Origin of the sequence: Humibacter sp. RRB41, from assembly GCF_022761015.1 — a bacterium.
In the GTDB taxonomy this organism is placed as follows: Bacteria; Actinomycetota; Actinomycetes; order Actinomycetales; family Microbacteriaceae; genus Humibacter.
The window spans coordinates 484,000-505,815 of record NZ_JAKWJQ010000002.1 but is presented as its reverse complement, the minus strand read 5'-3'; the positions used below and the strand labels follow the sequence as shown (position 1 = coordinate 505,815).

Here is a 21,816-nt window from a genome sequence, read left to right as displayed (position 1 = left end):
GCACCTCACGTTAGAGCAGGTAGAAGGTTGCGGAGTCGGACGACCCGTCAGCCACAGTCCAGTCGATGTACAGGGACGCGACGGGGTTCAGGCCAAGTTTCCGGTGTGCAGTGAACGCGAATGCGGCGCCCGGTGGGACGTCGGCAGGAAGCGTGGCCTCGATCGTGACATCGATGTTGTCGGAGCACTGGACGTTGATGATGAGCGCCTTGGTGGGCGACGTATTGATAAGCAGCCAGCGCTGATTCGGTCTTTGCTCGAGCCTCCACGTAACGCCAAGAGACGTCGCTCGTTCCGGCTCCGGCTCGTTATCCCCGGAGATGTCTCCTTGAATCAAGGGAAGGACAGCATGGACCTCCCCAACGTTTCGGCGATCCTGGTCGGCGCCGTTGTTCACGTTTCGATTGCTGTCTTCGGCGAGCTGCTTGACTCCTTGCCTGGCACCGCGGCCCAGGAGGAGACCGATCACTGCGATGATCGACGCGCCAACCGTGCCAATAGCACCAATCCATCCGGGGATGGCCACACCCCAGAGGTCGGTGCCGTCGGCAAGGAACATGCACGAACTCTAGCTTGGGCAATCGCATGAGCGGGGTTACGGTGACTGACCTCTTCGCTGGCGCCGGCGGATCGAGCACGGGAGCGATCCAGGTGCCCGGTGTGCACGTGCGCATTGCCGCGAATCACTGGCAGCTCGTCACCGACATCCATGCCTTGAATCACCCGACGACGGATCACGCGGTTGTGGACCTGCATCAGGAGCGGCCGTCGTTCTTCCCGCGCACGGACATGCTCTGGGCGAGCCCGGAGTGCACGAAGTGGTCGCAGGCGAACGGTGCGAAGCTGCCCGCGATCGAGGAAGGCCTATTCGAGGATCCGCTGTCGGATGACGCGAAGAACCGGTCCCGGCTGCTGATGTTCGACGTGCTCCGCTTCATCGAGTACCACCAGTACCGGTTGGTGATCGTGGAGAACGTCGTCGACATTGCCACGCAGGCGAAGTACCGCACCGCGTGGACGGTGTGGCGGCAGGAGTTGCGGGCACTCGGCTATCAGTTCCGGGTCGTCAGCCTGAACTCGATGCACGCGCAGACGTTCGGCGCACCAGCCCCGCAGTCACGCGACCGCATCTACGTGGTGGCGTGGCCGGAAGGCGCGAAGGCACCGGACCTGGATCGGATTCTCCGGCCGCGCGCATACTGCCCGAAGTGCGACGTGGTCGCGGAGTCGGTCCAGTCGTTCAAGCCGGGTAAGACGGTCGGCCGGTATCGGCAGGCGTACGTGTATTGCTGCTCGAGCTGTGGCGGCATCGTCGAACCCGGCTGGCTGCCCGCCGCCGCGGCGATCGACTGGAGCCTTCCTGGTGAGCGCATCGGGGACCGGCTCAAGCCGAAGACCCGGGCGCGCATCGCTGCAGGCATCGCACGCTACTGGGGACCATTGACGCTCGAGGCGGCGGGGAACACGTACGACGCTGCCGATCCGCACCACGTTGCGCACGGTGACCCGGGCGGGTACTACCGAATCTGGCCGGTAGGCGAGCCGCTGCGGGCGCTGCACACGACGAACTCGAAAGCACTCGCGGTGCCGGTCGAGGGACGTGACGGGAAGGTCGCCTCACCGGTCGACGTGCCGATGCGCGCACAGACAACGCGCGCCGAGACCGCGCTCGCGCACATGCCTTTCATCGCCGAGATGTACGGCACGTCGACGGCTCGACCCGTGGATGAACCCGCGGGGACTTTCACCGCCGGCGGCAACCATCACGGGCTGGTCATGCACTACGAGCGCGACCGCCTCGTGCCGTCCGACCCGGAGCACGAACCGCTCACCACGACTGCGGCGGGAGGCATCCACGACGCGCTGATCCACCGGCACAACGAAGGAGGTGCAGAGATGACGACGCCCGCTTCCGAGTACATGCGCACGCTCACCACGCGCGGCAACGTATCCGTTCTGCAGCAGCCGCGGCGACCGGTCACAGTGGCCGACCTGCGCGCGGCCGAGGAGATGGTGCCTGAGGTGCTGTTCCGCATGTTTCAGCCGCGCGAGGTCGCCGCAGGCATGGCATTCCCCGCCGACTACAAGTGGCAGCCCATCGACCGACTCAAGCCGGTCTCGAACCGCGACCTCGTGAAAGCAGCAGGGAACGCTGTCACACCGCCAGCCGCACGCGACCTCGTCGCCGTCTGCGTCGACGCTCTGGGGGTGGCGGCGTGACTTCAGTCGATCTCTGCGCTCTCGATCGAGACGCCCAGTCGTTCAAGCTCTCGAGTAGCCTGCTCTGCCCAATGGATCAGATCGTCGATTGCGGTATGGCAGTGGTCGAGGCCGGAGATGGCGTCATCGAGTCTCTTCTGGATCGGTCGGCTTCCCTCCTGAGCGGAGTAGATCGCGTCGTACGACTGCTGCCAATACGTCCGAGCATCGGTCAGGTACTGCCTGTTGATCGCCATGGCCGCACTCTATGCCTGGTGAAGATCGCATGGTTATCCCCAAGTGCGACGCGCAGCCCAAGTGCTCGAACAAAGTCGTTGTTCGACCTCATCGAGATGGACGGTGCAGCGTGAAGCACTTGCAGCTTGCGCATCACTTCAGGTTGATGGAACGGTGCGGCGCGAATTCGGAAGATTACGCGACGACCATCCGTGTTTCTTCGAACTTGCCGAAGGCGTCAGTCCAATCGAGGACCACTACAGTCGCCGGCGGGCTCGCCATGCTGCGCTCTATCGAGAATTGGATAAAGCCATTTTGGTCGAGGTCGCGAGGTTGGTCGCCGAAGACATATAGATCACGGTTATCGATGTCCGTTAGACCGTGCAGTGATGTTGCGCGCGCGATGGCGGTTCCAACGTTGCGAACCATCCATCTCCCTCTTCCGGCACCGCTGTCTCGCTCGAGGCTCCACATGACGGTGTCCTTAGGTTCTGAGTCCGACGCTGTTTCGGTCTCGGGCGTCTGCACCGCGCCGTTCACCCTCTCGACGAGCGCCTCGATAGCTCGGATCTGTCCATTGGTTGCAGTTTCTGACGTGTTCAGAGCAGCCACATATGCCTCGAGAGCTCGAGTCTGCGCGGCATCCGCCGTCGTTCGGCTCGCTTCGGCGATCCGCGTCGCGCGAAGCGTAAGTAGTGCAATCGCTACCGTGGCAACAATTCCAAGCCCCGTAAGCGCGAATGTCCACCAATCCATCGGGAAGTCACGGACGTCCACGCGAATGTCCTGCAGCGATGAAGTGGGCGACGGAATCAGCACGGCTCGCACTCTATCGGTGCTGGTGATCGCATGACCGCCCCCACAGCGAGTGTCAGAGCGGCCGTGTATGCCCGTGACGGCCGACAGTGCGTCGCCTGCGGTCACCGGTCGCCACTGGAATTCCAGCACCGCTCAGCGGTCGGCATGGGCGGCTCAAAGCTGAAGCCGACCGTGTCCGACGGGGTGACGGCGTGCGTGCTCTGCAACGACAGCTTCGAGGCTCACCTGCAAGAGCGGGCGCTGCTGAACGGGTGGAAGGTGCGCGGCTGGGCGGCTGATCGGTTCGGTGCTGGCGCCGTGCCGGTGCGGTATCCGCTGCTGGGCGGTTGGCATCTGCTCCGCCTGGACGGTGGTCGGGAGTGGATCTCGACTGCTGCCGCACGAGCACTGATGACGGATATATACCCGGATGAGTATGAACGATGGGAGCAGGCGGCATGAGCGCATTCCAGGCCCGTTACGGCGGGAAGTGCGGAGGCTGCGGCGCCGAGGTCATGCCGGGTCAGCTGGTCGTGTTCGTCGATGACGAGGTTGTGCATCTCGAGTGCGAGCCGTGGGCGTTGCGGAACGCGGAGGCCGCGGACGTGTGCCAGGTGTGCTGGCTTGTGAAGCCGTGCGCGTGCGAGGAGGACCAGTGATCGACGGCGAGCGTCTGAAGACGTGGCTGGGTGAGCGTGCCGCGACCGGGAAGCCGTTGGTGGCTGCGGTGTACGAGGGATTGTTGCGGCGCATCGAGCGCGGCGACTTCGACAAGGAGAGCGATTGAGTGTGAAGGTGTCCAGTTGGGTTTGGCATGACAGTGCGACTGCCAAGCTCAACGGGAACGAGATGATCCTGCTGCTCGCGTTGGCCGATGTGGCCGACGACAACGGGCGATGCAGGTTCATGGCAAATGAGGACGATCTCACGTATGACGGGCTCGCGCGGAAGGTGCGAGTGGATCGACGGACGATCGAGAGGCTGATTCCGAGTCTCCGCCATCGAGGTCTGTTGACACACGCGAAGGGCTCGAAGAGCCGGCCGAATGAGTTCGCGATAGCTGTTCCGTGGGCCCAAACTTCCACCGACAAAGTGTCGGGGAATGGTTCGGATTCCCCGACAGCGGAGTCATTATTCCCCGACACGGTGTCGGTTCACACCTCTCTTATACGTATAGACGTAAATCCGGTGACTGATGCGTTCGATTCGTTCTGGTCTATGTACCCGAGGAAGGTCGCTAAGGAGGGTGCTCGGAGTGCGTTCGTCAAGGCGGCGAAGCGTGTCGGTTCGGAGGTGATCCTCGAGGGTGCTCGTCGGTTCGCGGCGGACCCGAATCTGCCGGAGAAGAAGTTCATCCCGCATCCGATGACGTGGCTGAACCGTGGCAGCTGGGATGACGAGCTGCTTCCCGAGCGGAATGATCGTCCTGGTGTGACCGGCGATGATTTCGGCGTCGACGAGTGGATGATGCGCGCGTGAGCCTCGACGTCGAACGAGTCGTGATCGCGTCGCTGTTGCTTGACGGCAAGCGGATGCGTGAGGTTGTGGCGGAGTGCACACCGAGGGACTTCGCTGATCCTCGGCTTGCGCAGCTGTTCTCGGGGATGGCGCGGATGGTTGCGCAGCAGGAACCGATCGACACGATCACTGTCAGCGGGCACCTGCTCGACTGGGGTGTGCGCGGCATCGAGGCGTCGGACCTGTTCGGGTGGACGTCGCAGGTTCCGCACGCGGCGAACGTCAGCGTGTACGCGGCGCAGATCCGTCGGAACGCGATGCAGCGCGCCCTCACCGTGGCGGCGAAACGGATCGAGGACACCGTCAGTCAGGAGACGCCAGACAAGGTGCTGGAGCAGGCACTCGAGGATCTGCGCGGCATCCGTGAGGACCACATCATCGACGAGCTCACCGCGGTGCCCCTTCTGGACGTGTTGAGCACGGATGCCGAGTACGACTGGGCGATCGACGGTCTGCTCGAGCGGAAGGACCGCGTCATGATCACCGGCCCTGAAGGGTTCGGCAAGTCGACGCTGGTCCGTCAACTGGCGATCACCGCGGCCGCCGGCATCCACCCGTTCCGTGAGTGGGCGATCCCGCCTGCACGGGTGCTCGTGATCGATGCGGAGAACACGGAGAAGCAGTGGGCGCGCGAGACGCGGAAGTGGGCGAACTCGGCGGTGACGATCACTTCGACCGATCCGTCGGAGAACATGCAGCTCGCGTGCGTCCGACGGCTGGACCTGTCGCGGGACATCGATCTGGGGCAGGTGCACAGGCTGATCGATCAGAACCGGCCGGACGTGCTGTTCATCGGACCGCTGTACCGGCTGATCCCGCGCGCGATCAACTCCGACGACGACGCGGCGCCACTCCTGGCGAACCTCGACACGATCCGTGACCGCGGCATCGCGTTGGTGATCGAAGCGCACGCCGGCCACGCGACGAACCCGAAGGGCGAGCGCGACATGCGGCCACGCGGATCGGCGGCGCTTATGGGGTGGCCGGAGTTCGGGATTGGTCTGCGACGGAACACGAAGAACCCCCTGCACGCGGATCTCGTCCGTTGGCGTGGTGACAGGGACCAGCGTGCATGGCCAGCGAAGTTGGGGCGCGCGGCGAAGGACGGACAGCAGAGATGGCCGTGGCGGCCGGTCGATTAGTCGCCTCAATTCTGGGAAGGAAACACGCAATGAAGGCAACCGTTGAGCGGGCACACGTTGATCGAGTGTTCGAGACGAAGCACGGGACATGGGGCGCGGCAGTGTACGAGACGTATACGCCCAAGGATGGCCCGGAGCGGAAGAGCTGGGTGACGTTGTGGTTCAAAGAGAAGCCAGACATCGAGCCGGGCGATGTGATCTCAGCATCAGGGTTCGCATCATCTCGAGGACGCATGGTCACGCCGGATGAGGGTGAAGCGTTCCCGGTCGCGGATGTGTCGCTGAATGGTGCTCGCCTGATCGAGCACATCTCAGCCCCAGCAGCGTCGGCGCCGGATGCGGAGCCGTGGGAGCAGCCGGGGGAGCGGTTCTGATGAGCCCATGGGTGCTGTTGTTGTGGGTGCTCGCCGCCGGGCTGGCGATCGTGATCGTTGCGGTGGTGGCTTTGCTGGTCGTGAGTGTCGTGAAGCAGATGGTGGTCGTCGTGAAGGGGAAGGGGTCTGGTGATCGTTGAACTCGACCGTCAGGAGACGGAAGAGGAGCAGGCTGCGCGCGTCTTGGCGTGGCGTGCTGAGAGGGCGTTGACGGAAGCGCCGGCGCTGTTCGAGCACGTGCGGACGATCGCGCTGTCTGGGCATTCGGAGGCGGGGGAGACGCTGCGCGAGTGGGCGGCACCGCTGCGGATCACCGCGGTGGACGACGGCGATGAACGGTACGTGCGTTTGATCGAGTGGGTGCAGTACTGGGCGGAGAAGCTACAGCTGGATCCGCCGGCGACGCACGTGACGGCGTGGGCGAACCTGAAGCGGGACTGGCAGGGGTTCAAGGCCGCGACGACACCGTTGGGTGCGCGGATGCTGGTGTCGTTGCAGACGTCGTGGCTGCTGATCCACGATGACGCGATCGGAGCGCATTCGAGCGTCGACGATTATCGGACGGATGTGACGGAGTTCCTCTGGGAGCTGCGACAGCGGTATCCGATGCGAGCTCGTCGTGAACGGCCTACAGCGTCGAGGGCGTGCCCGGCGTGCGGTGTGGAGGACGTGTTCGTCGATTGGGCTGGCGAGGACTCCACGAAGGCTCGTGTCGCGTGTGATGAGTGCGGGTGGGAAGCACCGGCACGTGAGGTGGCTCGTGAGCTGCGGAGGGTCGCATGAACGAGCTGCGGAAGCCGTACACGCCGCAGGTGACGGTGGGCCCGCGTGAACGGGCGACAGCGTTGCACTGCTGCGCAAGGTGCAAGACGCCGGGGTTCGGGTGCGCGAACACGATGTGCTCGTGCCACGGGATCGACGTGGAGCGCGAAGCGATGATCGAGCGCGGCGCCGACTACGCGTCGGGACGGGAAGTGATGTGATGACCGACCCAATAGGAGCAGTGATCCGTCGACGCCAGCAGATCGGCATCGTCGAGCTCGAGAACGAGGTACGACGCCTGCAAGATGCCCTCGAAGCTGAGCATGCCGAAGTCGAACGACTACGCGGCGAAAAGCATGCCGCTGAGCAGGCAGCCGTTGGGTGGCGGAAGACTGCGGAGCGTGCCGAGGCTGAACTCGCGGAGATTCGCGTCGAGTGGGGCATGGATGCGTGGCAGAAGCGTGCGGAGCGCGCCGAGGCTGAGAACGCGCGTCTCACAGCACAGCTACAGGCGGTGAAGCATATAGCCGGGATGTGGGAGAGCGTCGCTGCTGTGCACCATCCGGACGAGATGGTGTACCTGGTGGGCACCTACACAGACCACGTCGAGATGCTACGCAACGCCATCCTGGATGCCGCAGCGGACGAACCGAAGCCGTGTACATGCGGTTGGGGCGGTGTCCACGACCCGGATAACCCGCGGTGTGAGCGCAACGGAGGCGAGTGATGGCTAGCACTCAATGGTGGTGTACATGGTGCAAGAGATCGATCAACAGCTTCGGCGTTCCGAATCACCGCGCCATGCACCGTCGTCGCAAGGACGGTCCGGTGGTTTTTGAAACACGGACCCACCGAATCACATATGACTATCGCGAAACGAAGGACGGAGGCGAGTGATGGCTGACGTGAACGAGACCCTGGCGCGGATGTGCAAGAGGGCTAGTGCCGCCCCAAGTCAATCCTGGCGCGATATTCCTGCGCTTCTGTCGGCGGTCGAGAACGTACTCGCACTGCACTCCGAGGAAGCGCTCACGGATCGGATGCACTACTGCTCAACGTGCAGCGTGGCGTGGCCGTGCCCGACCGTCCGTGCCGTGACCGACGCATTGGGGGCGATCGATGAGTGACGACACCGACCGCGACAAGCTGGCGAACCTGATCAACAAGAAGCTCGACGGGGATGCGGGATACGAAGCCGGTTGGTTCCTCGCTGATGCGATCCTGGCTGAGTTTCTGCCCAACGTAATCGCTCGTGTGCGTCGTGAAGCCGCAGCCGAGCAACGCGAGAAAGACGCACAGATCGCCGCATCCAATCTCGACCGTCCGTGGATTGCAAGCGAGACGCCGGGTGATACTGTCCGGGCGATACGAGAGCAGGGAACCGATGCCTGAGCGTGTGCAGCTGCGCCGCACGAAGGGGTGGCGCAAGCCGGAGAACACCGTTGTTGTGGCGCGGCCGTCGAAGTGGGGCAACCCATACAGCGTCGAACGGTACGGGCGTGATGCGGCGATCGGAATGTTCCGTCTCTACGCGATCCAGGTGCTGGGCTCGGAACGGATTCGCGACGAGCTCGCCGGGCATAATCTGGCCTGCTGGTGCCGGCTCGATCAGCCGTGTCACGCGGATGTGCTGCTCGAACTCGCGAACGCATGACAGACGACGAGCGCCGGGCACAGCTCCGTCGGCGCGATCATCTACGGCCGACGGATGCCGCGTTCTTGATACGCCGAGACAAGTCGACGATCACTAGGTGGATTCAGCAAGGCCTACCTGCCGTGAGGATCGGCAACCACCGATACGTGAACCGAGCCGAACTGCTCCGATGGGCAGCCGACCCTGATCGTCGGACACGCCGACGAACCACTGCCGAATAGTGCACCACTCATCACGTAGACTAGCGTCACCGCAAGGTGTCAGCGCCCCGGGATCGAAGATCGATCCGGGGCGTTTGCCATGTGTGGCAGCCCTTCTGCCCGGCGGTGCGGACTTGGCCTCCGCTGCCGTGGGGGCGCGAAACGGTCAGCTCGGGGCGGTCGTACCCATTCGGCCAGACGACCGCCCCGCCTTCACTTCACGTACGGGTCGTGCCGATGCTCAGTCCACGCTGAGCCATCCCAGTACCGTTGCTGGCCCGCGTCGTCAGGGTCGTCGTACCATCCGGCCGGAGCAGTCAACGCGGCGGTCGGTTGAGGCGGCGTGACGGCACCCCATTGGCGGCCGTCCCACCAACGCATCTGACCATTGCCGTCGTCGAACCAACCCGGCGCGGTCGCCGGCGCGAACTGTGCAGCCTGCATCGCCATGATCTGCTGCTGCGCCGCCATCTGCTGAGCGATCATCGCGTTCTGAGCCTCGAGCAGCCTCTTATGCTGCTTGTTGCCCTTCCGGGTCGCCTCTTTCGTCAGCCTGGTGCTGCGAGCTGTCCGCTCTTTGTCGGAGCGGTAGTCGATCATTCCGAGCGTGCTGACGCTCATCGTCTTCCTGATGAGTCCCATGCCCGGATCGTACCGCCGAGAAGGCTCGGCAGCCTGGCACACGATCGGGGGTGATCCTGATGGCCAATCCCATCTATGTCGACGCCGCGCCCGATCCGAAACCCGGTTCACGCGGCTATCTCCGCTGGTATTGGACGCTCGGTCCGGGCCTGGCGAAGTGGGCAGCGAGCCCGCATCCATGGACCGCCCTGCACACTCACCTGGCCGACAAGGTGCCACCGCAGTACCTCGACCAGATCGTCTCCGCCTGGTACCACGACGTCTTCCACCACTGGCCAGCGGAAGCGAAGGGCAAGAACCCGTTGGGTAAAGGCTGACGACCAGCTTCCGTCTAAGGCATCATCAGTTCAACTTGCAGACCTCGATCACCTGAACGCTGTACGACACCCTCGCTGAACGCCATGCCACCCTCGTCGATGATTCGAGTGACACGAGGTTCGTAACGCTCAGACATCGCTCGCGTGAGCTGACCAACTCGCTGACCGGCATAGACGACCTCGATTGCCCGCGCTCCGGCGTACTTGCCCTTGACGATGTCGCAGAACCCAAGACTGAAGACGTCAACAAGGACCTCGTTCCGGCCTATTGCGGCGTTGAGCACGTCTTGGTGGTCTTCCTCTCCAGTGACTGTCACGGAACGGATGCCTCCAATGAAGACGCCGTTTTCAACCGGCAGTTTTGGGGGCAGGATCGAGCCCGGGTCGCCGAGCCGCAGATACACCTGAGTGGTCGAGTGCCCACGCCAATAGTCCGCGCGAACCATGCCGTAGCGTCCACGCTGAAGCTCAGGCAACAACACGGCCTGATAGGACGCGGCAATATCACGCGAAAGGTACCCGACCGTGTAATGCATGCTCTCGAGCAATACGTCGATCCGTACAGCGTTCCGGTCGTGGGAGTTCTCCGGCTCGGGAACAAGCACCGCGATGACGTGGCCGCCCTCAGGCAGACCACGGCCCACTATCTCCATCGCACGATCGTGATAAGCCTCGCCAACGACCTCGACGTCACCATAACCGCGCAGGTCGAAGTATTCGACCAGTGTCGACGGAACGAACCCGTCCCCACGCTGAACGGCGCGCTTCTCACGTCGGCTAGCAGCAGGCGTAGCAGGAGCCGTGGATACGACCGGTGTCGGGACGGATTCGACAGCACCCCATGCGATGCCGTCCCACCAACGTCTACGTCGGGAGTCATCCGGGTCCGGATACCAACCTGCAGCGACACTCTGCTGGACATGGTCGGTCCACGTCGACCCGTCCCACCATCTCCGATTGCCCGAACCGTCGTCGTACCAACCGGCCGGAATGCTAGCTCCGTTGCTGCTCACGAGGCGGATCGTACGCCTGGCTTCGACGGCTCGCGACCACACGAACAGGGGTGGTGATGGCTGGCTGGGAAGGCAGCAACCGCCGGCAGACACTGCCACCGAACTGGGCGGAGATCCGCTCGCGCATCCTGAAGCGTGACGGCGGCCGCTGCCAATGGGTCCGCGGCGACACCCAACGCAAGTGCCTCCGACCAGCAACCGACGTCGACCACCGCATCAGCAGCGCCGACGGCGGCACCGACGACGACTCGAACCTGCAGTCACTCTGTGGTTGGCATCACCGATGGAAGTCGAGCCACGAAGGCGGCCAAGCATCAGGTGCCGCACGTCGCGCGCATAAGCAGGCCGCACCGAAGCCCGTGCATCCTGGCCTCGTCGCCGATCGACGGGAGCTCGAACCTCCGCCGTTCTGATTCCCTCCGTTCGGGGGTGCGGACACACGCCGCGTACGGAGCACAATGGTGACCATGGGGATCTTCGATCACTTTCCGCCACAAGATGTCGTGATCGTGCATGCGCCCGGGACGGCAGTCGAGGAACGAATCAGCACCAAAGCAACCGTGGTGCAAGACTCGGCATTCTTCGCCGTCCACGAGCACGTGTACGAAGGTGACATTGTGGAGACACCTGACCCTCGCGGCGGCGTGCTCCGGCGGTACGTCAAGAAGGTCGACATCAATCAATCGCCATTCGACAACGACCTCGATCACCTCGAAGCTCACCTTTGATGGCGATCGCGCTAAGCGTTGCGGCACTCATAGTCGCGATCCTCGCGGCAGCCTTTACTGGTTGGCAGGCGCTGTCGGCACACTGGACACGCGCAGACGCGCGTCGCGTGCAATTCACTCTGATTCCAAACCAGGCCGCGGCTGCCGGAAAGATTCACCGCATCGCAGGGTGGGCGCTCGAGAACACGGCGGACGGAACAGCCGTGTCACCGACGATCACAATCGAGTACGAACGCGGGCAGAAACGACACGAATACCGTGCCTCCATCGAAGGCGCAGTGTACGGGCATACCAGGGAAGACCTCATCTTCACCCCTGATGCTCCACAACCGAACACGCCACTCGCCGGCACCACCGACGTCGTGGGACCGTATCTCAGCGCATACGTGGAATACACCACGCCCGGTGGACGAAAGCGCTACCGGCAGACCTTGGCCATTCGCAAAGTCGACTAGTACCCATCCGGACCGGTCACCACCCCACAACAGGGGAGGGGGGAACACCCCCCCAGACCCCTTCCAGCTCGCTTCGCGTTCTGCTGCTCGCGATCTGCGCGGGTCTGGGTGGATTCGTTTCAACCGCGCTCTCGCGCGCCGTCATGGTGCCGGGACATCCGACATGGAGGTTCGTCATGGCTGGTCGTGGCCCTGCTCCTGCTGGTTCTCGTTCGCGTGAGCGGGACAACAAGGAGACCGTCAAGCTTGTCGCTGATGGCAAGAAGCGTGGGATGGCGTTGCCGCCTCTGATGAAGGTCGGCCGCGACGGGAAGAGCGTTCGAACGAAGTGGCATCCGCGCACGATCGCCTGGTGGAATCACTGGCGTGAGTCGCCACAGGCGTTGCGGATGATGACCGGCCCTGACTGGGACTTCCTGCTGGACACTGCCCTGATGCATCACGAGATGTGGAGCGCCGGCAAGTGGGAGCTCGCCGCCGAGGTGCGGTTGCGGGTGCAGAAGTTCGGTGCGACGCCGGAGGACCGCTCGAGGCTCCGTGTGGAGATCGGTGTCGGGCTGCCGTCGGACACCCCTGGTACACATCAGGCGGCGTCGGGAAACGTGACGTCGATCGATGACCGTCGTTCCCGTTTGACCGGGGCCTGATGCCTCGCCGGGTGATCACGGCGCCCGGACATGACCGCAAGCTTTCCCTGGGGTGGTTGGCCACCTGGTGGATTGAGACCTTCACCGTGCACGGCCCTGGCGATGTTGTCGGGCAGCCGGTGCGTTTCGGCGACGAGTACACCGGCTTCATCGTCGACTGCTACACGCTCGACGCGCGAGGCCGCCGCCTGTATGACTCAGGGTTCCTGTCGCGCCCGAAGGGATGCGATAAGTCGGGGCTGGCCGCGAAGGTGGCGTTGTTCGAAGCGTTCGGTCCTGCCCGGTTCGCAGGTTGGGCGAATGGCGGCGAGAAGTACGAGTTCCTCGGCCACACGTATACGTATAAGCGTGGCGAGCCGATGGGTCGGACTGTCACGTCCCCGTTCGTGCGGATCCTCGCGACAGAGGAGGAGCAGACCGGGAACACGTTCGGCACGATTCACTACAACCTGACGGATTCGCGGGCGCCGCTGTTCGACTTGCAGGCGTGGGGTGTGATCCCTGGCCTGAGTCGCATCGTGATCCCTGGCGGCGGTCAGATTGTGCGGTCGACGTCTGGTGCATCGTCGAAGGATGGTGGTCTGGAGACGTTCGTCGTCTTCGACGAGACGCACTTGTACAACTCGCCGCAGTTGCGGGAGATGTATCAGACGGTCGCGGACAACCTCGGGAAGCGGTCGATGATCGCTGAGCCGTGGTCGTTGGAGACGACGACGATGTTCGCGCCGGGTGAGGATTCGATCGCCGAGCAGACGTACGCGTATGCGGATGCGATCGAGGAGGGCCGCGCGAAGCGGCCACGGCTGCTGTTCGATCACCGTTGGGGTGAGGTCAAGGATCTCGCCGACGAGGACGAGCTGCGTGCCGGCCTGATCGATGCGTACGGGGATGCGTTGGAATGGAACTCGCTCGAGGATCTCATCAATAAGGTGTGGGATCCGCGGCAGCCGCAGTCGCGGTCGCGTCGGATGCGGTTGAACGCGCGGACGGCTGCGCAGAACGCGTGGGTGAGTCCGGAGGATTGGACGCCGCGTGGTCGCGTACAGATCCGCGCGCTTGTCCGTAAGGCGAAGCTCGAGAAGGGCTTCGTTCGGCCGTGGAATGGCGACAAGGTTGCGCTCGGCTTCGATGGTTCGCTGTCGAACGATGCGACTGCGCTGGTCGCTTGCAGGATCCGCGACCGGTATCTGTTCCCGTTGCACATCCAGGAGAAGCCTGACGGGCCGGAGGCGGACGACTGGGAAGTCGACCAGGACGCCGTCGACGCTGCCGTGTCTGCCGCGTTCGAGAAGTTCGAAGTGGTCGCGTTCTACGCTGACCCGCCGTACTGGCAGGACTGGGTGCGGTCGTGGGCGAAGGAGTACGGCGAGCAGCTCGAGGTGAAGGCGTCAGCGAAGAACGAGATCGCTTGGTACACGAAGCGTGACGTGCAGATGGCTGAGGCGCTTGAGCTACTTCATACGGCGATCGCGTCGGGGACGATGTCGCACGACGACGACACCCCGCTGGGGAAGGTCATGTCGCGCCACTTCCTAAACGCACGTCGTTGGGAGCGCCGCGGCGGGACGGTCATCGGCAAGGAGACGAAGAACTCGTCGAAGAAGATCGACGCCGCGATGGCGGGGACGCTCGCGTTCCAGGCTGCTGCGGATTTCGTGTCGCAGAAGCCGCAAGAGAAGTCGACGTTCGTGCCGTTCGCGGTCAGATGATGAGAGGGCGGTGGCGATGTTCACGCAGGCAGGCGTCACTGGCTCCGATGACTGGTGGATTCTTCGACTCGCGACGAAGTTGGGTCGCGGGTTCCCGAGGCTGAGGCTGCTGCAGTCGTACCGGGACAACACGTGCATGATCCCGGCCGCGGCATCCGTCGCTACGTCTATCGCATTTCAGACCTTCATCCGTCAGTCGCGGCTGAACATGGCGGAGCTGATCTCTTCGGCGCGCACGAACCGGATGAAGCCGTTGGCGTTCAAGACGGCCGCGCCCGGCGACGATAACGGTGACGCGTTGGCGATGACCACGTGGAAGCGTTCGTCGATGAAGGTCGGCATCCGGGACGTGTTCTCGGACATGGTCGACTTCGGTGAAGCGTTCACCACGACGACTGGCCCGCAGTCGCCGTCGTCGGACGCACAGCCGACGATCCTGCCTTCGAACGGGTGGACCACCGCGGCATCTCCGCTCGCGGCGCAGCCGTGGCTCTCTGAGGCGGCGATCACCGTCGGGTACGACCCGATCAACCGCGCCGACCTGATGACCCTGTTCCGGCCGGGCTACATGCGTCAGGCATTCCGTGCCGCCGCGGTGTCGTCGATCCCTTCCGACGGCACGACGTGGACGCCCGGAGACGGTTGGACGTGGGTATCAGATCCGATTCCGCTGGGATACACGCAGGACGTCCCGGTCGTGTCGTACCGCACGCGGAACGGCGTCGGTGTCTACGAGAACCACCTCGACTCCTTGGATCGGGTGAACCACACGATCCTGCAGCGGTCCGAGATCATCGCCATGCAGGCGTTCCGTCAGCTTGCGATCCAGGGTGATCTGCCCGAACGGTATCCGGCGGGGCATCCTCGTGCTGGCGAGCTGATCAACTACGACGAGGTCTACAAGGCCGGTCCGGGCGCGCTTTGGATGCTTCCGACGGAAGCGAAGATCTGGGAGTCGGCGGTCACCGACATCACCCCCATCTCGGGTGCGCTCAAGGACGACGTGAAGAACCTCGCGGCGGTGACGTCGACGCCGATCTACATCCTGTCGCCTGACGCCGCGAATGGTTCCGCGGAGGGTGCGTCGCTCGCCCGGGAGTCGCTCATCTTCGCAGTTGAGGATCTCGTGGATCGTGCTGACGCAGGTCTGGCCCAGGCGCACAGCCTCGCGTTCCAGGCGCTCGGCGACGCGCAGCGTGCTCAGGTAGGTGACATCTCAACGATGTGGGCGCCGATCGATCGGTCTTCGATCACAGAGCGCGCCGCGGCATCCGCTCAGGCGAAGACCGGTGGTCTGTCGCAGAAGATGATTGACGAGAAGATCTTCCAGCTGACTCCGGACGAGATGGCGCAGGAGGAGCAGAACCTGCAGGATCAGGCGTTCCTGAGCCCGGCGCCGGCGGCATAGGCGGATGGCTTCCACGGATCGTCTCGCGGCGATCTCGGACCGTCACGCGACGCAGCGGGACTCGATCGTCTCGCAGCTCGTGAAGCTTCTGCTCGGGCTGTGGGGCGACTTCGGTGATTCCCGCGACCCTGACGCGGTGACCGCACTCGCGGCGAAGTCGGCGACTCTCGTGTCGTCGGCGACCTCGCGGATGCGGTTGCAGGCCAGGTCGTACAACACCACGGTGATGCGCGAGCTTGGCGGCAAGCTGACCTTGCCTCCGGCGATCAACCCGTATCCGAGGTCGAACGTCTCGGCACTGGATGTCTACTCGCGGCCGTCGACACAGTTCATCTACGCGCTGTCGCAAGGCTCGAGCGTCGATGACGCAGTCGAGGCGGCCACCGAGCGGTTGAGCGACATCGCCGAGCAGGACGTCATGCTGGCCGAGCGCGACGAGGCGACGAGGATCTACGACGCGACACCTTCGATCGTCGGCTACCGGCGTGTGATCCATCCTGAACTGTCGCGAAACGGCAGCTGCGGCCTCTGCGTCGTAGCGTCGCAACGCTTCTACAAGTCGGGCGAGTTGATGCCGATTCACGGTGGCGACAATTGCACGACGATGCCGATCGTGGCGGGTGACGACCCGGGATTCCGTCTGAACAAGGACGACCTCGACGAGCTCTATCGGGGCGCGGGCAGCAAGTTCGGTTCGGACCTGCTGAACACACGCGTCACGATCAACGAGCACGGCGAGCTCGGCCCGGTCCTGGTGAAGCACGGCGATCACTTCCGCACTCCGGAAGAGGCTGGTCGGCCGGCGTTCAAGAAGCCGACGCTGGAGGTGATGCGGAAGCAGAACGCGGCCGCGCTGTCCTCAGCGAGTAGGCAACTGGACGAGGCGACGACGGAGCTCGCGGACTTGCAGAAGCAGATCCCAGCGGATCTCGACTACGACCGGCTCACACCGGAGATGACTGCGCTCGTGGATCGGCGCACGACTCTCACTCGATTGACATCGAATCTTCGCGGCTATGTCGCGATGTTGCAGGCGACCGCGAAGTCCCTGTGATGCGCCGGGATTCCCGGCATGCCCGTCATGGGCAACCAACCACCGACACGGAGGAAGAACATGCCCAAGACAGCCGAAGAGCTCGCAGCAGAGAAGGCGGCCGCCGACAAGGCAGCAGCGGACAAAGCCGCAGCGGAGAAGGCAGCTCTGGAGGCGTCGCGCGGGTTCCCCGCCGAGACGCCGATCGAGCAGATGACGGCTGAGCAGCAAGTCGCGTACTGGAAGTTTCAGGCACGGAAGCACGAGAACGAAGCGAAGTCGCGCGCCGACTACGACGATCTGAAGACGAAGGCTGACGAGCTGGAACAGCTCAAGGCCGCGAATCAGACCGAGCAGGAGAAGGCGCTCACCGACGCCCGTGACGAAGCTCGCCGCGAAGGCGAGAACATCGGCGCGGAACGGTACCTCAAGGATGCCGTGATGGGCCGATTTCAGGCTCTGACGGGCAAGAGCAATGACGACGTGGCGAAGGCATTCGCGCACATCGACGCGCACTCGTTCGTTGATGAGAAGGGCGACCTGAATGTGGTCGCTCTGACGGAGTTCGCTGGGACGTTCGGTCCCGCGGATTCCAGCAATGGCACTCCGGCTGACCCTGTCAAGGCGGCGCTGGAGAGGCAACGCAACGGATCCGCCGCCGGCGGTTCCGGCTCCGGCTCGATAGCTGAGATGCGCAAGGCGCGTCTCGAGAAGCTCCGGCCGGCAAGCAAGTAAACCTCTCACTGAAAGGAACATCGTGGACTACTCCACTTTGGTGTCCTCGACGGGCGGCCGCGACCAGACCTGGCTCGCAAGCGACCACGGTCTTTCGACTGGTCAGTCCCGCACGTTGGACGTCACCAAGTTCACCTCGGGCACACACTACGACGCGTCGACGAAGGTGCTCTACTCCGGCATCGCGCTGGCGAAGATCACCGCGTCGGGTCTGTACGGCCCGTACGACACGACCGCTTCCGACGGCCGCCAGCTGTCGCTCGACGGCTTCCTCCTGTTCGAGGAGGGGCTGCTGCGCCCGGACGGCAGCGTCTCGGCGAAGGTCGCCGTCGCCGTGCTTCAGCACGGATTCATCATTCCCGCCAACCTGCCCATCGCGGCGCAGAAGGCCGGCGCCGCATCCGACGTCACCGCTGCGACCACGGCCGGCAAGTTCGTCTTCGAGAGCTGAGGAAACAGACATGGTGTACAGCAGTTCTTTCCGCACCGCGGCTCAGCTCACCGCTGTCGCGCGTGCCGCGGCCGACGCGACTCTCGCGTCGTTCGTCCTGCCGTCGTATCTTCCGTCGGTCGACAACATCGGCCTGTCGTATGACTTCGACATCAACTCGCTGCAGCTGACCGAAGCTGCGTCGTTCCGCGCCTACGACGCTGAGTCTCCGTTCGGCAAGACGCCCGGGGGCAAGTCCGTTCAGGGCAAGCTCCCGGCGATCTCGCGCAAGCTGCGCGTTTCCGAGTACGACCAGCTCACGCTGTTCGGGCAGACGGACGCAATCGGCGGCAAATTCGAGGACTACGCCGAGCGCAACGGCGCCGCGATCGCCGCACGCGTCGCACTCGCTCAGGGCCAGGCGGTCGAGACGGGCACCATCACCCTGAACGAGAACGGGCTGATCTTCACGATCGACTTCGCTCGCGCTGCAGGCAACACCGTCACCGCGGGAACGGTGTGGACAACCACATCGGCGAACGCGCTCAGCGACCTGACCACCTGGGCGGCCGCGTATCGCGCGGTGACCGGTGTTTCGCCGGCAATCGCGATGATCTCAAGCTCGGTCATTGCGGCTCTGCAGAAGAACACGTCGATCATCGGTGCGGCGACCGGACTCGCGTCCGCCAGCCTTCCGGCGATCATCAGCCAGGACCAGGTCAAGGCTGTGTTCTCCTCCTTCGGATTCGGTCAGATCATCATCAACGACGACCAGATCGTCTACAAGGGTGCGACACAGCGCATCGTCGGCTCGAACAAGCTGATCTGGCTCCCCGCATCGGGTGGTCCTCAGCTCGGTGGTGTCGGTGGTGTGCTCGGCTCGACTCAGTGGGGCATCCCTGCGGAGGCGATCAACTCGGATTACGGCATCTCCACCGCCGAGGCGCCGGGCGTGTTCGCTGCGGCGTTCCACGACAGCGACCCCGAGGGCCACAACGTGCTCGCGTCCGCGATCGTGCTGCCCGTCCTCCAGTCGGCCAACTACACGTTCGCTGCGCAGGTGATCTGACCATGGCCAAGATCGCTCGCACGCACGTGCACGTCGAGAAGAAGAACGGGCAGGTGGTCATCTTCGGGGCCGGGGAAGAGATTCCCGCGTGGGCCACGAAGCTCATCACCAACCCGGACGTCTACGCACCCGACGATGGCGAACCGGCCGCGGAGGAATCCGAGCCGGGTGCCTACGACGGAAAGTCGGACGACGAGCTCCGCGCGGTCCTCACGGAACGCGAGCTGCCTGTCGACGGCGACACCGCCGCACTCGTCGAGCGCCTCACGCAGGACGACGCCGAGAACCAGGAGTAGACCGTGGACGACATCCCGGAGGTTTCGGCCGGCGATGTCGCTGCTCGATACGAAGGCGACCTGGACGCGTTCTCCTGCACCTACGTTTCCACGCAGGTGCAGGATGCCGTCGATTACGCCCTGTCGCGCTGGCGGGCTGAGATCACTTCTCGGCTCGCCAGCGGCGACCTCACTATCAACCTGTACAAGCGTGTCATCGCTGATGCGGTGCTCCGTGTGATCCGCAACCCGCAAGGGTTCTCGAATGAGAACGACGGCGGGTACGGTTACGGACTCCGCGCTCAGGTCGCGTCCGGAAACCTCTGGTTCACGGACGACGACGTTGAGACGCTCGCTGGGCCTCAGACGAAGACCGTGCCACGCACGATGCGACTCGGGGTCGAACGGGGGTGGGGATGAGTCTGCTCACAGCACCGCGACACGTGGTGACCGTGCAGAACCGCCAGCAGGTCGAGGGAAGCATCGGGCAGAACGAGCTCGTCAACGACGGGGCACCGGTCAAGGTGCGCGGCAACAAGCATCCGTTGTCCTCTGACGAGATCGTGAGCTTCGGCCTGCGCGACTTCGTCACCATGTCGTTCCACAGCCTCTCCTGGCCTGGCAGCCCGCTCTGCGTCGTCACGTTCGACGGCGCGGAGTGGGACCAAGTCGGCGAAGCGCAGCTGTACGACATGTCGCCGAGCACCCGGCACTTCGAGGTCATTCTCCGGAAAAGGAACTCGACAGGGGGCACCTGATGGCTGACGTCGATGTGACCGCTGGCATCACTGCCGCGCAGATCGCGGGGGAGTCTGCCGAGATGGATGTCGTCGCGGAGGAGCTCGCGGCTCGAGCGAAAGCTGAGGCGCAGAAGCATCGCGATGGGGGAGCGTTCTCCTCGAGCATCATCGTGATGAAGGCCCGGGGGAAGCGTGGCGTGACCGACAGGCTCGTTGCTGCGACTGATCCTTTGGCTGTTCCGAAGGAACTCGGCCACGTGATCAAGAACGAAGCCGGCGGTCCCGTCCTGGGGTACGTGAAGGGCCAGCACAGCATGGGCAAGGCCGTAGCGAGCATGCCGGTGGTGTCCGGTGGTTGAGCAGATCATCCTGCTCGACGCCGAGCAACTCGTGTACGACCTGCTCACGCGCGCGAACCCGGGAAAGCGGATCATTCCGGAGACGGACTCGGATTCACTCGGTGACCTGCCGCTGTGGCAGTTCAACGTCCTCGGTGACGGGCAGACGTTCAACGGGCCTGGCGAGTGGGACATCATCCTCGACATCAACGTCTTCGGGAACGGCATCGCCGCAGCGAAAGCTGAAGCTGCCATCGCCTACCAGACGGTCTGGGGATGGGCGTCTGACCCGCTCTCCGCGATCGTCGACGGCGTCGGATGGGTGTCCGACGTCTCCGATATCTCCTACTTCTCACGAGCCGGCACACCTGATTTGACCGGCCTCAACGTGTCTCAGTACGCCGCATCGTTCGGCCTGACACTTCGTAACTGACAACCCTCCAGCGCCCCTCCCGGGGTGGGTCCGCACAACCCTCGGAGGATTCAACATGTCGGTCGACAAGACCAAGACGATTGTGCCGGGCCACGGAACGTTCTTCACCGCGGACATCGGCGCGACCTTTCCAGAGAACCCGCTCACAGCCTTCACCCTGACCGGCACCCCGCCGACCGGGTGGGTGAACGTCGGCCACACGTCGAAGGACAACACGGCCGCGTTCACGCGCGATGGCGGCGACAAGAACTCGCTCGACTCCTGGTTGCAGGATGGCGTGGTCGTCACCTATGACGCGGTGACGTGGTCTCTGCAGGTGAACTCGTTGCAGCTGGACCAGACGAACCTGGACCTCGCGTTCGACGGCGAGACGGACACCGACGGCGGCTACATCGTCCCGGCATCGTCCACGGGCATCGACAAGCAGGCATTCCTGCTCGGCACCGACGGGACTGGTTCTCTCGGGTTCTGGATGCCGAACACGAACGTCACGCTCGGCGACGACCCGTCGATCGATCCGACGAAGTTCTTCGAGCTCCCGCTGGGGGTGTCGATCCTCTCCGCGGATCCGGAAGTGCTGGCTGTGTCGGATGGTCGCGCCGCGATCATGAAGATCTTCAAGACCGGCAACGTCCCGGCGATTCCGGTGATCACTTCGGCGACGCCGACAGCTGCGACTGCTGGCTCGATGCTCGAGATCGTCGGTACCGGCTTCACCGGCACTGTCCCGACGACGGGCGTGAAGATCGGCGGCAGCAACGCGACGAGCTTCATCGTCATCGATGACTCGCACATCGTCGCGATCGTCCCCGCTGGATCTGCCGGCTCAGCGCCGATCGTCGTCACGAACGCTGCGGGTGCTTCCGCCTCGTTCCCGTACACGCGAGGCGCCTGATAGACCGCCCCGCCCTGCTCTGGTAGCGGACCGGCAGGGCGGGGCGCTCCACCACAGGTCCGCTT

The 21,816-nt window shown here is 64.1% G+C and carries 36 protein-coding genes; 31 read left to right on the top strand and 5 right to left on the bottom strand.

Going from position 1 to position 21,816, the window contains the following annotated elements; all coding sequences use genetic code 11:
* Positions 1 to 10 precede the first annotated feature (10 nt).
* Complete coding sequence (locus MJ603_RS08315; protein ID WP_243063219.1) at positions 11 to 559, bottom strand: hypothetical protein; 549 nt, start codon at positions 557 to 559, stop codon at positions 11 to 13.
* Positions 560 to 585: 26 nt separating this feature from the next.
* On the opposite strand from MJ603_RS08315, the gene MJ603_RS08310 reads away from it, so the two are divergent.
* Entirely contained in the window at positions 586 to 2,220 is a 1,635-nt protein-coding gene (locus MJ603_RS08310; protein WP_243063218.1) for a DNA cytosine methyltransferase, read from the top strand.
* 2 nt (positions 2,221 to 2,222) lie between these two features.
* Here the strand turns inward: MJ603_RS08310 and MJ603_RS08305 are convergent, their stop codons facing one another.
* On the bottom strand, positions 2,223 to 2,456 hold the full coding sequence (locus MJ603_RS08305) for a hypothetical protein (protein WP_243063217.1): 234 nt from the start codon (positions 2,454 to 2,456) through the stop codon (positions 2,223 to 2,225).
* A 175-nt stretch (positions 2,457 to 2,631) separates the two neighbouring features.
* Positions 2,632 to 3,255, bottom strand: a complete 624-nt coding sequence (locus MJ603_RS08300; RefSeq protein ID WP_243063216.1) for a hypothetical protein — start codon at positions 3,253 to 3,255, stop codon at positions 2,632 to 2,634.
* Between the two features lie 30 nt (positions 3,256 to 3,285).
* Here MJ603_RS08300 and MJ603_RS08295 point away from each other — a divergent pair, with 30 nt between their 5' ends.
* The 13 genes from MJ603_RS08295 (at position 3,286) to MJ603_RS18865 (ending at position 8,905) form a co-directional block, all read left to right on the top strand.
* Positions 3,286 to 3,696: an HNH endonuclease gene (locus MJ603_RS08295; protein ID WP_243063215.1), complete on the top strand. Its 411-nt coding sequence runs from the start codon at positions 3,286 to 3,288 to the stop codon at positions 3,694 to 3,696.
* Positions 3,693 to 3,893, top strand: a complete 201-nt coding sequence (locus MJ603_RS08290) for a DUF2175 domain-containing protein (RefSeq protein WP_243063214.1) — start codon at positions 3,693 to 3,695, stop codon at positions 3,891 to 3,893. Before MJ603_RS08295 ends, MJ603_RS08290 begins: the two co-directional genes overlap by 4 nt.
* Positions 3,890 to 4,021 carry a hypothetical protein gene (locus MJ603_RS18530; protein WP_279238939.1) on the top strand — a complete coding sequence of 44 codons (132 nt, stop codon included), beginning with the start codon at positions 3,890 to 3,892 and terminating at the stop codon, positions 4,019 to 4,021. Before MJ603_RS08290 ends, MJ603_RS18530 begins: the two co-directional genes overlap by 4 nt.
* A 2-nt stretch (positions 4,022 to 4,023) precedes the next feature.
* Positions 4,024 to 4,713 carry a helix-turn-helix domain-containing protein gene (locus MJ603_RS08285; protein WP_374230873.1) on the top strand — a complete coding sequence of 230 codons (690 nt, stop codon included), beginning with the start codon at positions 4,024 to 4,026 and terminating at the stop codon, positions 4,711 to 4,713.
* A complete protein-coding gene (locus MJ603_RS08280; protein WP_243063212.1) occupies positions 4,710 to 5,894 on the top strand; it encodes an AAA family ATPase in 1,185 nt (394 codons plus the stop codon). Before MJ603_RS08285 ends, MJ603_RS08280 begins: the two co-directional genes overlap by 4 nt.
* Positions 5,895 to 5,923: 29 nt before the next feature.
* On the top strand, positions 5,924 to 6,268 hold the full coding sequence (locus tag MJ603_RS08275) for a hypothetical protein (RefSeq protein WP_243063211.1): 345 nt from the start codon (positions 5,924 to 5,926) through the stop codon (positions 6,266 to 6,268).
* Positions 6,268 to 6,408: a hypothetical protein gene (locus MJ603_RS08270; RefSeq protein WP_243063210.1), complete on the top strand. Its 141-nt coding sequence runs from the start codon at positions 6,268 to 6,270 to the stop codon at positions 6,406 to 6,408. The genes MJ603_RS08275 and MJ603_RS08270 overlap by 1 nt, the downstream gene beginning before the upstream one ends.
* On the top strand, positions 6,398 to 7,051 hold the full coding sequence (locus tag MJ603_RS08265) for a hypothetical protein (protein WP_243063209.1): 654 nt from the start codon (positions 6,398 to 6,400) through the stop codon (positions 7,049 to 7,051). The genes MJ603_RS08270 and MJ603_RS08265 overlap by 11 nt, the downstream gene beginning before the upstream one ends.
* On the top strand, positions 7,048 to 7,251 hold the full coding sequence (locus MJ603_RS08260) for a hypothetical protein (protein ID WP_243063208.1): 204 nt from the start codon (positions 7,048 to 7,050) through the stop codon (positions 7,249 to 7,251). Before MJ603_RS08265 ends, MJ603_RS08260 begins: the two co-directional genes overlap by 4 nt.
* Positions 7,251 to 7,757 (top strand): hypothetical protein, encoded by a 507-nt coding sequence (locus tag MJ603_RS08255; RefSeq protein WP_243063207.1) that lies wholly within the window; start codon positions 7,251 to 7,253, stop codon positions 7,755 to 7,757. Before MJ603_RS08260 ends, MJ603_RS08255 begins: the two co-directional genes overlap by 1 nt.
* A 392-nt stretch (positions 7,758 to 8,149) precedes the next feature.
* On the top strand, positions 8,150 to 8,422 hold the full coding sequence (locus MJ603_RS08250) for a hypothetical protein (RefSeq protein WP_243063206.1): 273 nt from the start codon (positions 8,150 to 8,152) through the stop codon (positions 8,420 to 8,422).
* Positions 8,415 to 8,684 carry a DUF4326 domain-containing protein gene (locus MJ603_RS08245; RefSeq protein WP_243063205.1) on the top strand — a complete coding sequence of 90 codons (270 nt, stop codon included), beginning with the start codon at positions 8,415 to 8,417 and terminating at the stop codon, positions 8,682 to 8,684. Before MJ603_RS08250 ends, MJ603_RS08245 begins: the two co-directional genes overlap by 8 nt.
* The gene (locus tag MJ603_RS18865) at positions 8,681 to 8,905 is read left to right on the top strand and encodes a helix-turn-helix domain-containing protein (protein ID WP_374230864.1); all 225 of its coding nucleotides are present in this window, start codon (positions 8,681 to 8,683) and stop codon (positions 8,903 to 8,905) included. The genes MJ603_RS08245 and MJ603_RS18865 overlap by 4 nt, the downstream gene beginning before the upstream one ends.
* A gap of 192 nt (positions 8,906 to 9,097) precedes the next feature.
* On the opposite strand, the gene MJ603_RS08240 is transcribed toward MJ603_RS18865, so the two are convergent.
* Positions 9,098 to 9,526 carry a DUF2510 domain-containing protein gene (locus MJ603_RS08240; protein WP_243063204.1) on the bottom strand — a complete coding sequence of 143 codons (429 nt, stop codon included), beginning with the start codon at positions 9,524 to 9,526 and terminating at the stop codon, positions 9,098 to 9,100.
* Positions 9,527 to 9,585: 59 nt separating this feature from the next.
* Here MJ603_RS08240 and MJ603_RS08235 point away from each other — a divergent pair, with 59 nt between their 5' ends.
* A complete protein-coding gene (locus tag MJ603_RS08235; RefSeq protein ID WP_243063203.1) occupies positions 9,586 to 9,843 on the top strand; it encodes a hypothetical protein in 258 nt (85 codons plus the stop codon).
* Between the two features lie 14 nt (positions 9,844 to 9,857).
* Here MJ603_RS08235 and MJ603_RS08230 read toward each other — a convergent pair whose 3' ends face one another.
* The gene (locus MJ603_RS08230) at positions 9,858 to 10,856 is read right to left on the bottom strand and encodes a DUF2510 domain-containing protein (protein WP_243063202.1); all 999 of its coding nucleotides are present in this window, start codon (positions 10,854 to 10,856) and stop codon (positions 9,858 to 9,860) included.
* 56 nt (positions 10,857 to 10,912) lie between these two features.
* On the opposite strand from MJ603_RS08230, the gene MJ603_RS08225 reads away from it, so the two are divergent.
* The 16 genes from MJ603_RS08225 to MJ603_RS08150 all read left to right on the top strand — a co-directional run bounded on the left by MJ603_RS08225 (position 10,913) and on the right by MJ603_RS08150 (position 21,751).
* Positions 10,913 to 11,269, top strand: a complete 357-nt coding sequence (locus MJ603_RS08225; protein ID WP_243063201.1) for an HNH endonuclease — start codon at positions 10,913 to 10,915, stop codon at positions 11,267 to 11,269.
* 54 nt (positions 11,270 to 11,323) lie between these two features.
* Positions 11,324 to 11,584 carry a hypothetical protein gene (locus MJ603_RS08220; RefSeq protein ID WP_243063200.1) on the top strand — a complete coding sequence of 87 codons (261 nt, stop codon included), beginning with the start codon at positions 11,324 to 11,326 and terminating at the stop codon, positions 11,582 to 11,584.
* Positions 11,584 to 12,039, top strand: coding sequence for a hypothetical protein (locus MJ603_RS08215; RefSeq protein ID WP_243063199.1), 456 nt, complete (start codon positions 11,584 to 11,586; stop codon positions 12,037 to 12,039). The genes MJ603_RS08220 and MJ603_RS08215 overlap by 1 nt, the downstream gene beginning before the upstream one ends.
* Before the next feature lie 176 nt (positions 12,040 to 12,215).
* The gene (locus MJ603_RS08210; protein ID WP_243063198.1) at positions 12,216 to 12,686 is read left to right on the top strand and encodes a hypothetical protein; all 471 of its coding nucleotides are present in this window, start codon (positions 12,216 to 12,218) and stop codon (positions 12,684 to 12,686) included.
* A complete protein-coding gene (locus MJ603_RS08205; RefSeq protein WP_243063197.1) occupies positions 12,686 to 14,395 on the top strand; it encodes a hypothetical protein in 1,710 nt (569 codons plus the stop codon). The genes MJ603_RS08210 and MJ603_RS08205 overlap by 1 nt, the downstream gene beginning before the upstream one ends.
* Positions 14,396 to 14,405: 10 nt before the next feature.
* Positions 14,406 to 15,803: a hypothetical protein gene (locus tag MJ603_RS08200; protein ID WP_243063196.1), complete on the top strand. Its 1,398-nt coding sequence runs from the start codon at positions 14,406 to 14,408 to the stop codon at positions 15,801 to 15,803.
* A gap of 4 nt (positions 15,804 to 15,807) precedes the next feature.
* On the top strand, positions 15,808 to 16,857 hold the full coding sequence (locus MJ603_RS08195) for a hypothetical protein (protein WP_243063195.1): 1,050 nt from the start codon (positions 15,808 to 15,810) through the stop codon (positions 16,855 to 16,857).
* A gap of 60 nt (positions 16,858 to 16,917) precedes the next feature.
* Positions 16,918 to 17,571, top strand: coding sequence for a hypothetical protein (locus MJ603_RS08190; protein ID WP_243063194.1), 654 nt, complete (start codon positions 16,918 to 16,920; stop codon positions 17,569 to 17,571).
* 22 nt (positions 17,572 to 17,593) lie between these two features.
* Positions 17,594 to 18,022 (top strand): head decoration protein, encoded by a 429-nt coding sequence (locus MJ603_RS08185; protein ID WP_243063193.1) that lies wholly within the window; start codon positions 17,594 to 17,596, stop codon positions 18,020 to 18,022.
* Positions 18,023 to 18,032: 10 nt separating this feature from the next.
* On the top strand, positions 18,033 to 19,070 hold the full coding sequence (locus MJ603_RS08180) for a major capsid protein (protein WP_243063192.1): 1,038 nt from the start codon (positions 18,033 to 18,035) through the stop codon (positions 19,068 to 19,070).
* A 2-nt stretch (positions 19,071 to 19,072) separates the two neighbouring features.
* The gene (locus MJ603_RS08175) at positions 19,073 to 19,366 is read left to right on the top strand and encodes an SAP domain-containing protein (RefSeq protein WP_243063191.1); all 294 of its coding nucleotides are present in this window, start codon (positions 19,073 to 19,075) and stop codon (positions 19,364 to 19,366) included.
* Positions 19,367 to 19,369: 3 nt separating this feature from the next.
* A complete protein-coding gene (locus MJ603_RS08170; protein WP_243063190.1) occupies positions 19,370 to 19,765 on the top strand; it encodes a Gp19/Gp15/Gp42 family protein in 396 nt (131 codons plus the stop codon).
* Positions 19,762 to 20,103 (top strand): hypothetical protein, encoded by a 342-nt coding sequence (locus MJ603_RS08165; RefSeq protein WP_243063189.1) that lies wholly within the window; start codon positions 19,762 to 19,764, stop codon positions 20,101 to 20,103. The genes MJ603_RS08170 and MJ603_RS08165 overlap by 4 nt, the downstream gene beginning before the upstream one ends.
* Positions 20,103 to 20,444 carry a DUF5403 family protein gene (locus MJ603_RS08160; RefSeq protein ID WP_243063188.1) on the top strand — a complete coding sequence of 114 codons (342 nt, stop codon included), beginning with the start codon at positions 20,103 to 20,105 and terminating at the stop codon, positions 20,442 to 20,444. The genes MJ603_RS08165 and MJ603_RS08160 overlap by 1 nt, the downstream gene beginning before the upstream one ends.
* Entirely contained in the window at positions 20,437 to 20,856 is a 420-nt protein-coding gene (locus tag MJ603_RS08155; RefSeq protein WP_243063187.1) for a hypothetical protein, read from the top strand. Before MJ603_RS08160 ends, MJ603_RS08155 begins: the two co-directional genes overlap by 8 nt.
* Positions 20,857 to 20,911: 55 nt before the next feature.
* Positions 20,912 to 21,751 (top strand): IPT/TIG domain-containing protein, encoded by an 840-nt coding sequence (locus tag MJ603_RS08150; protein WP_243063186.1) that lies wholly within the window; start codon positions 20,912 to 20,914, stop codon positions 21,749 to 21,751.
* Positions 21,752 to 21,816 lie beyond the last annotated feature (65 nt).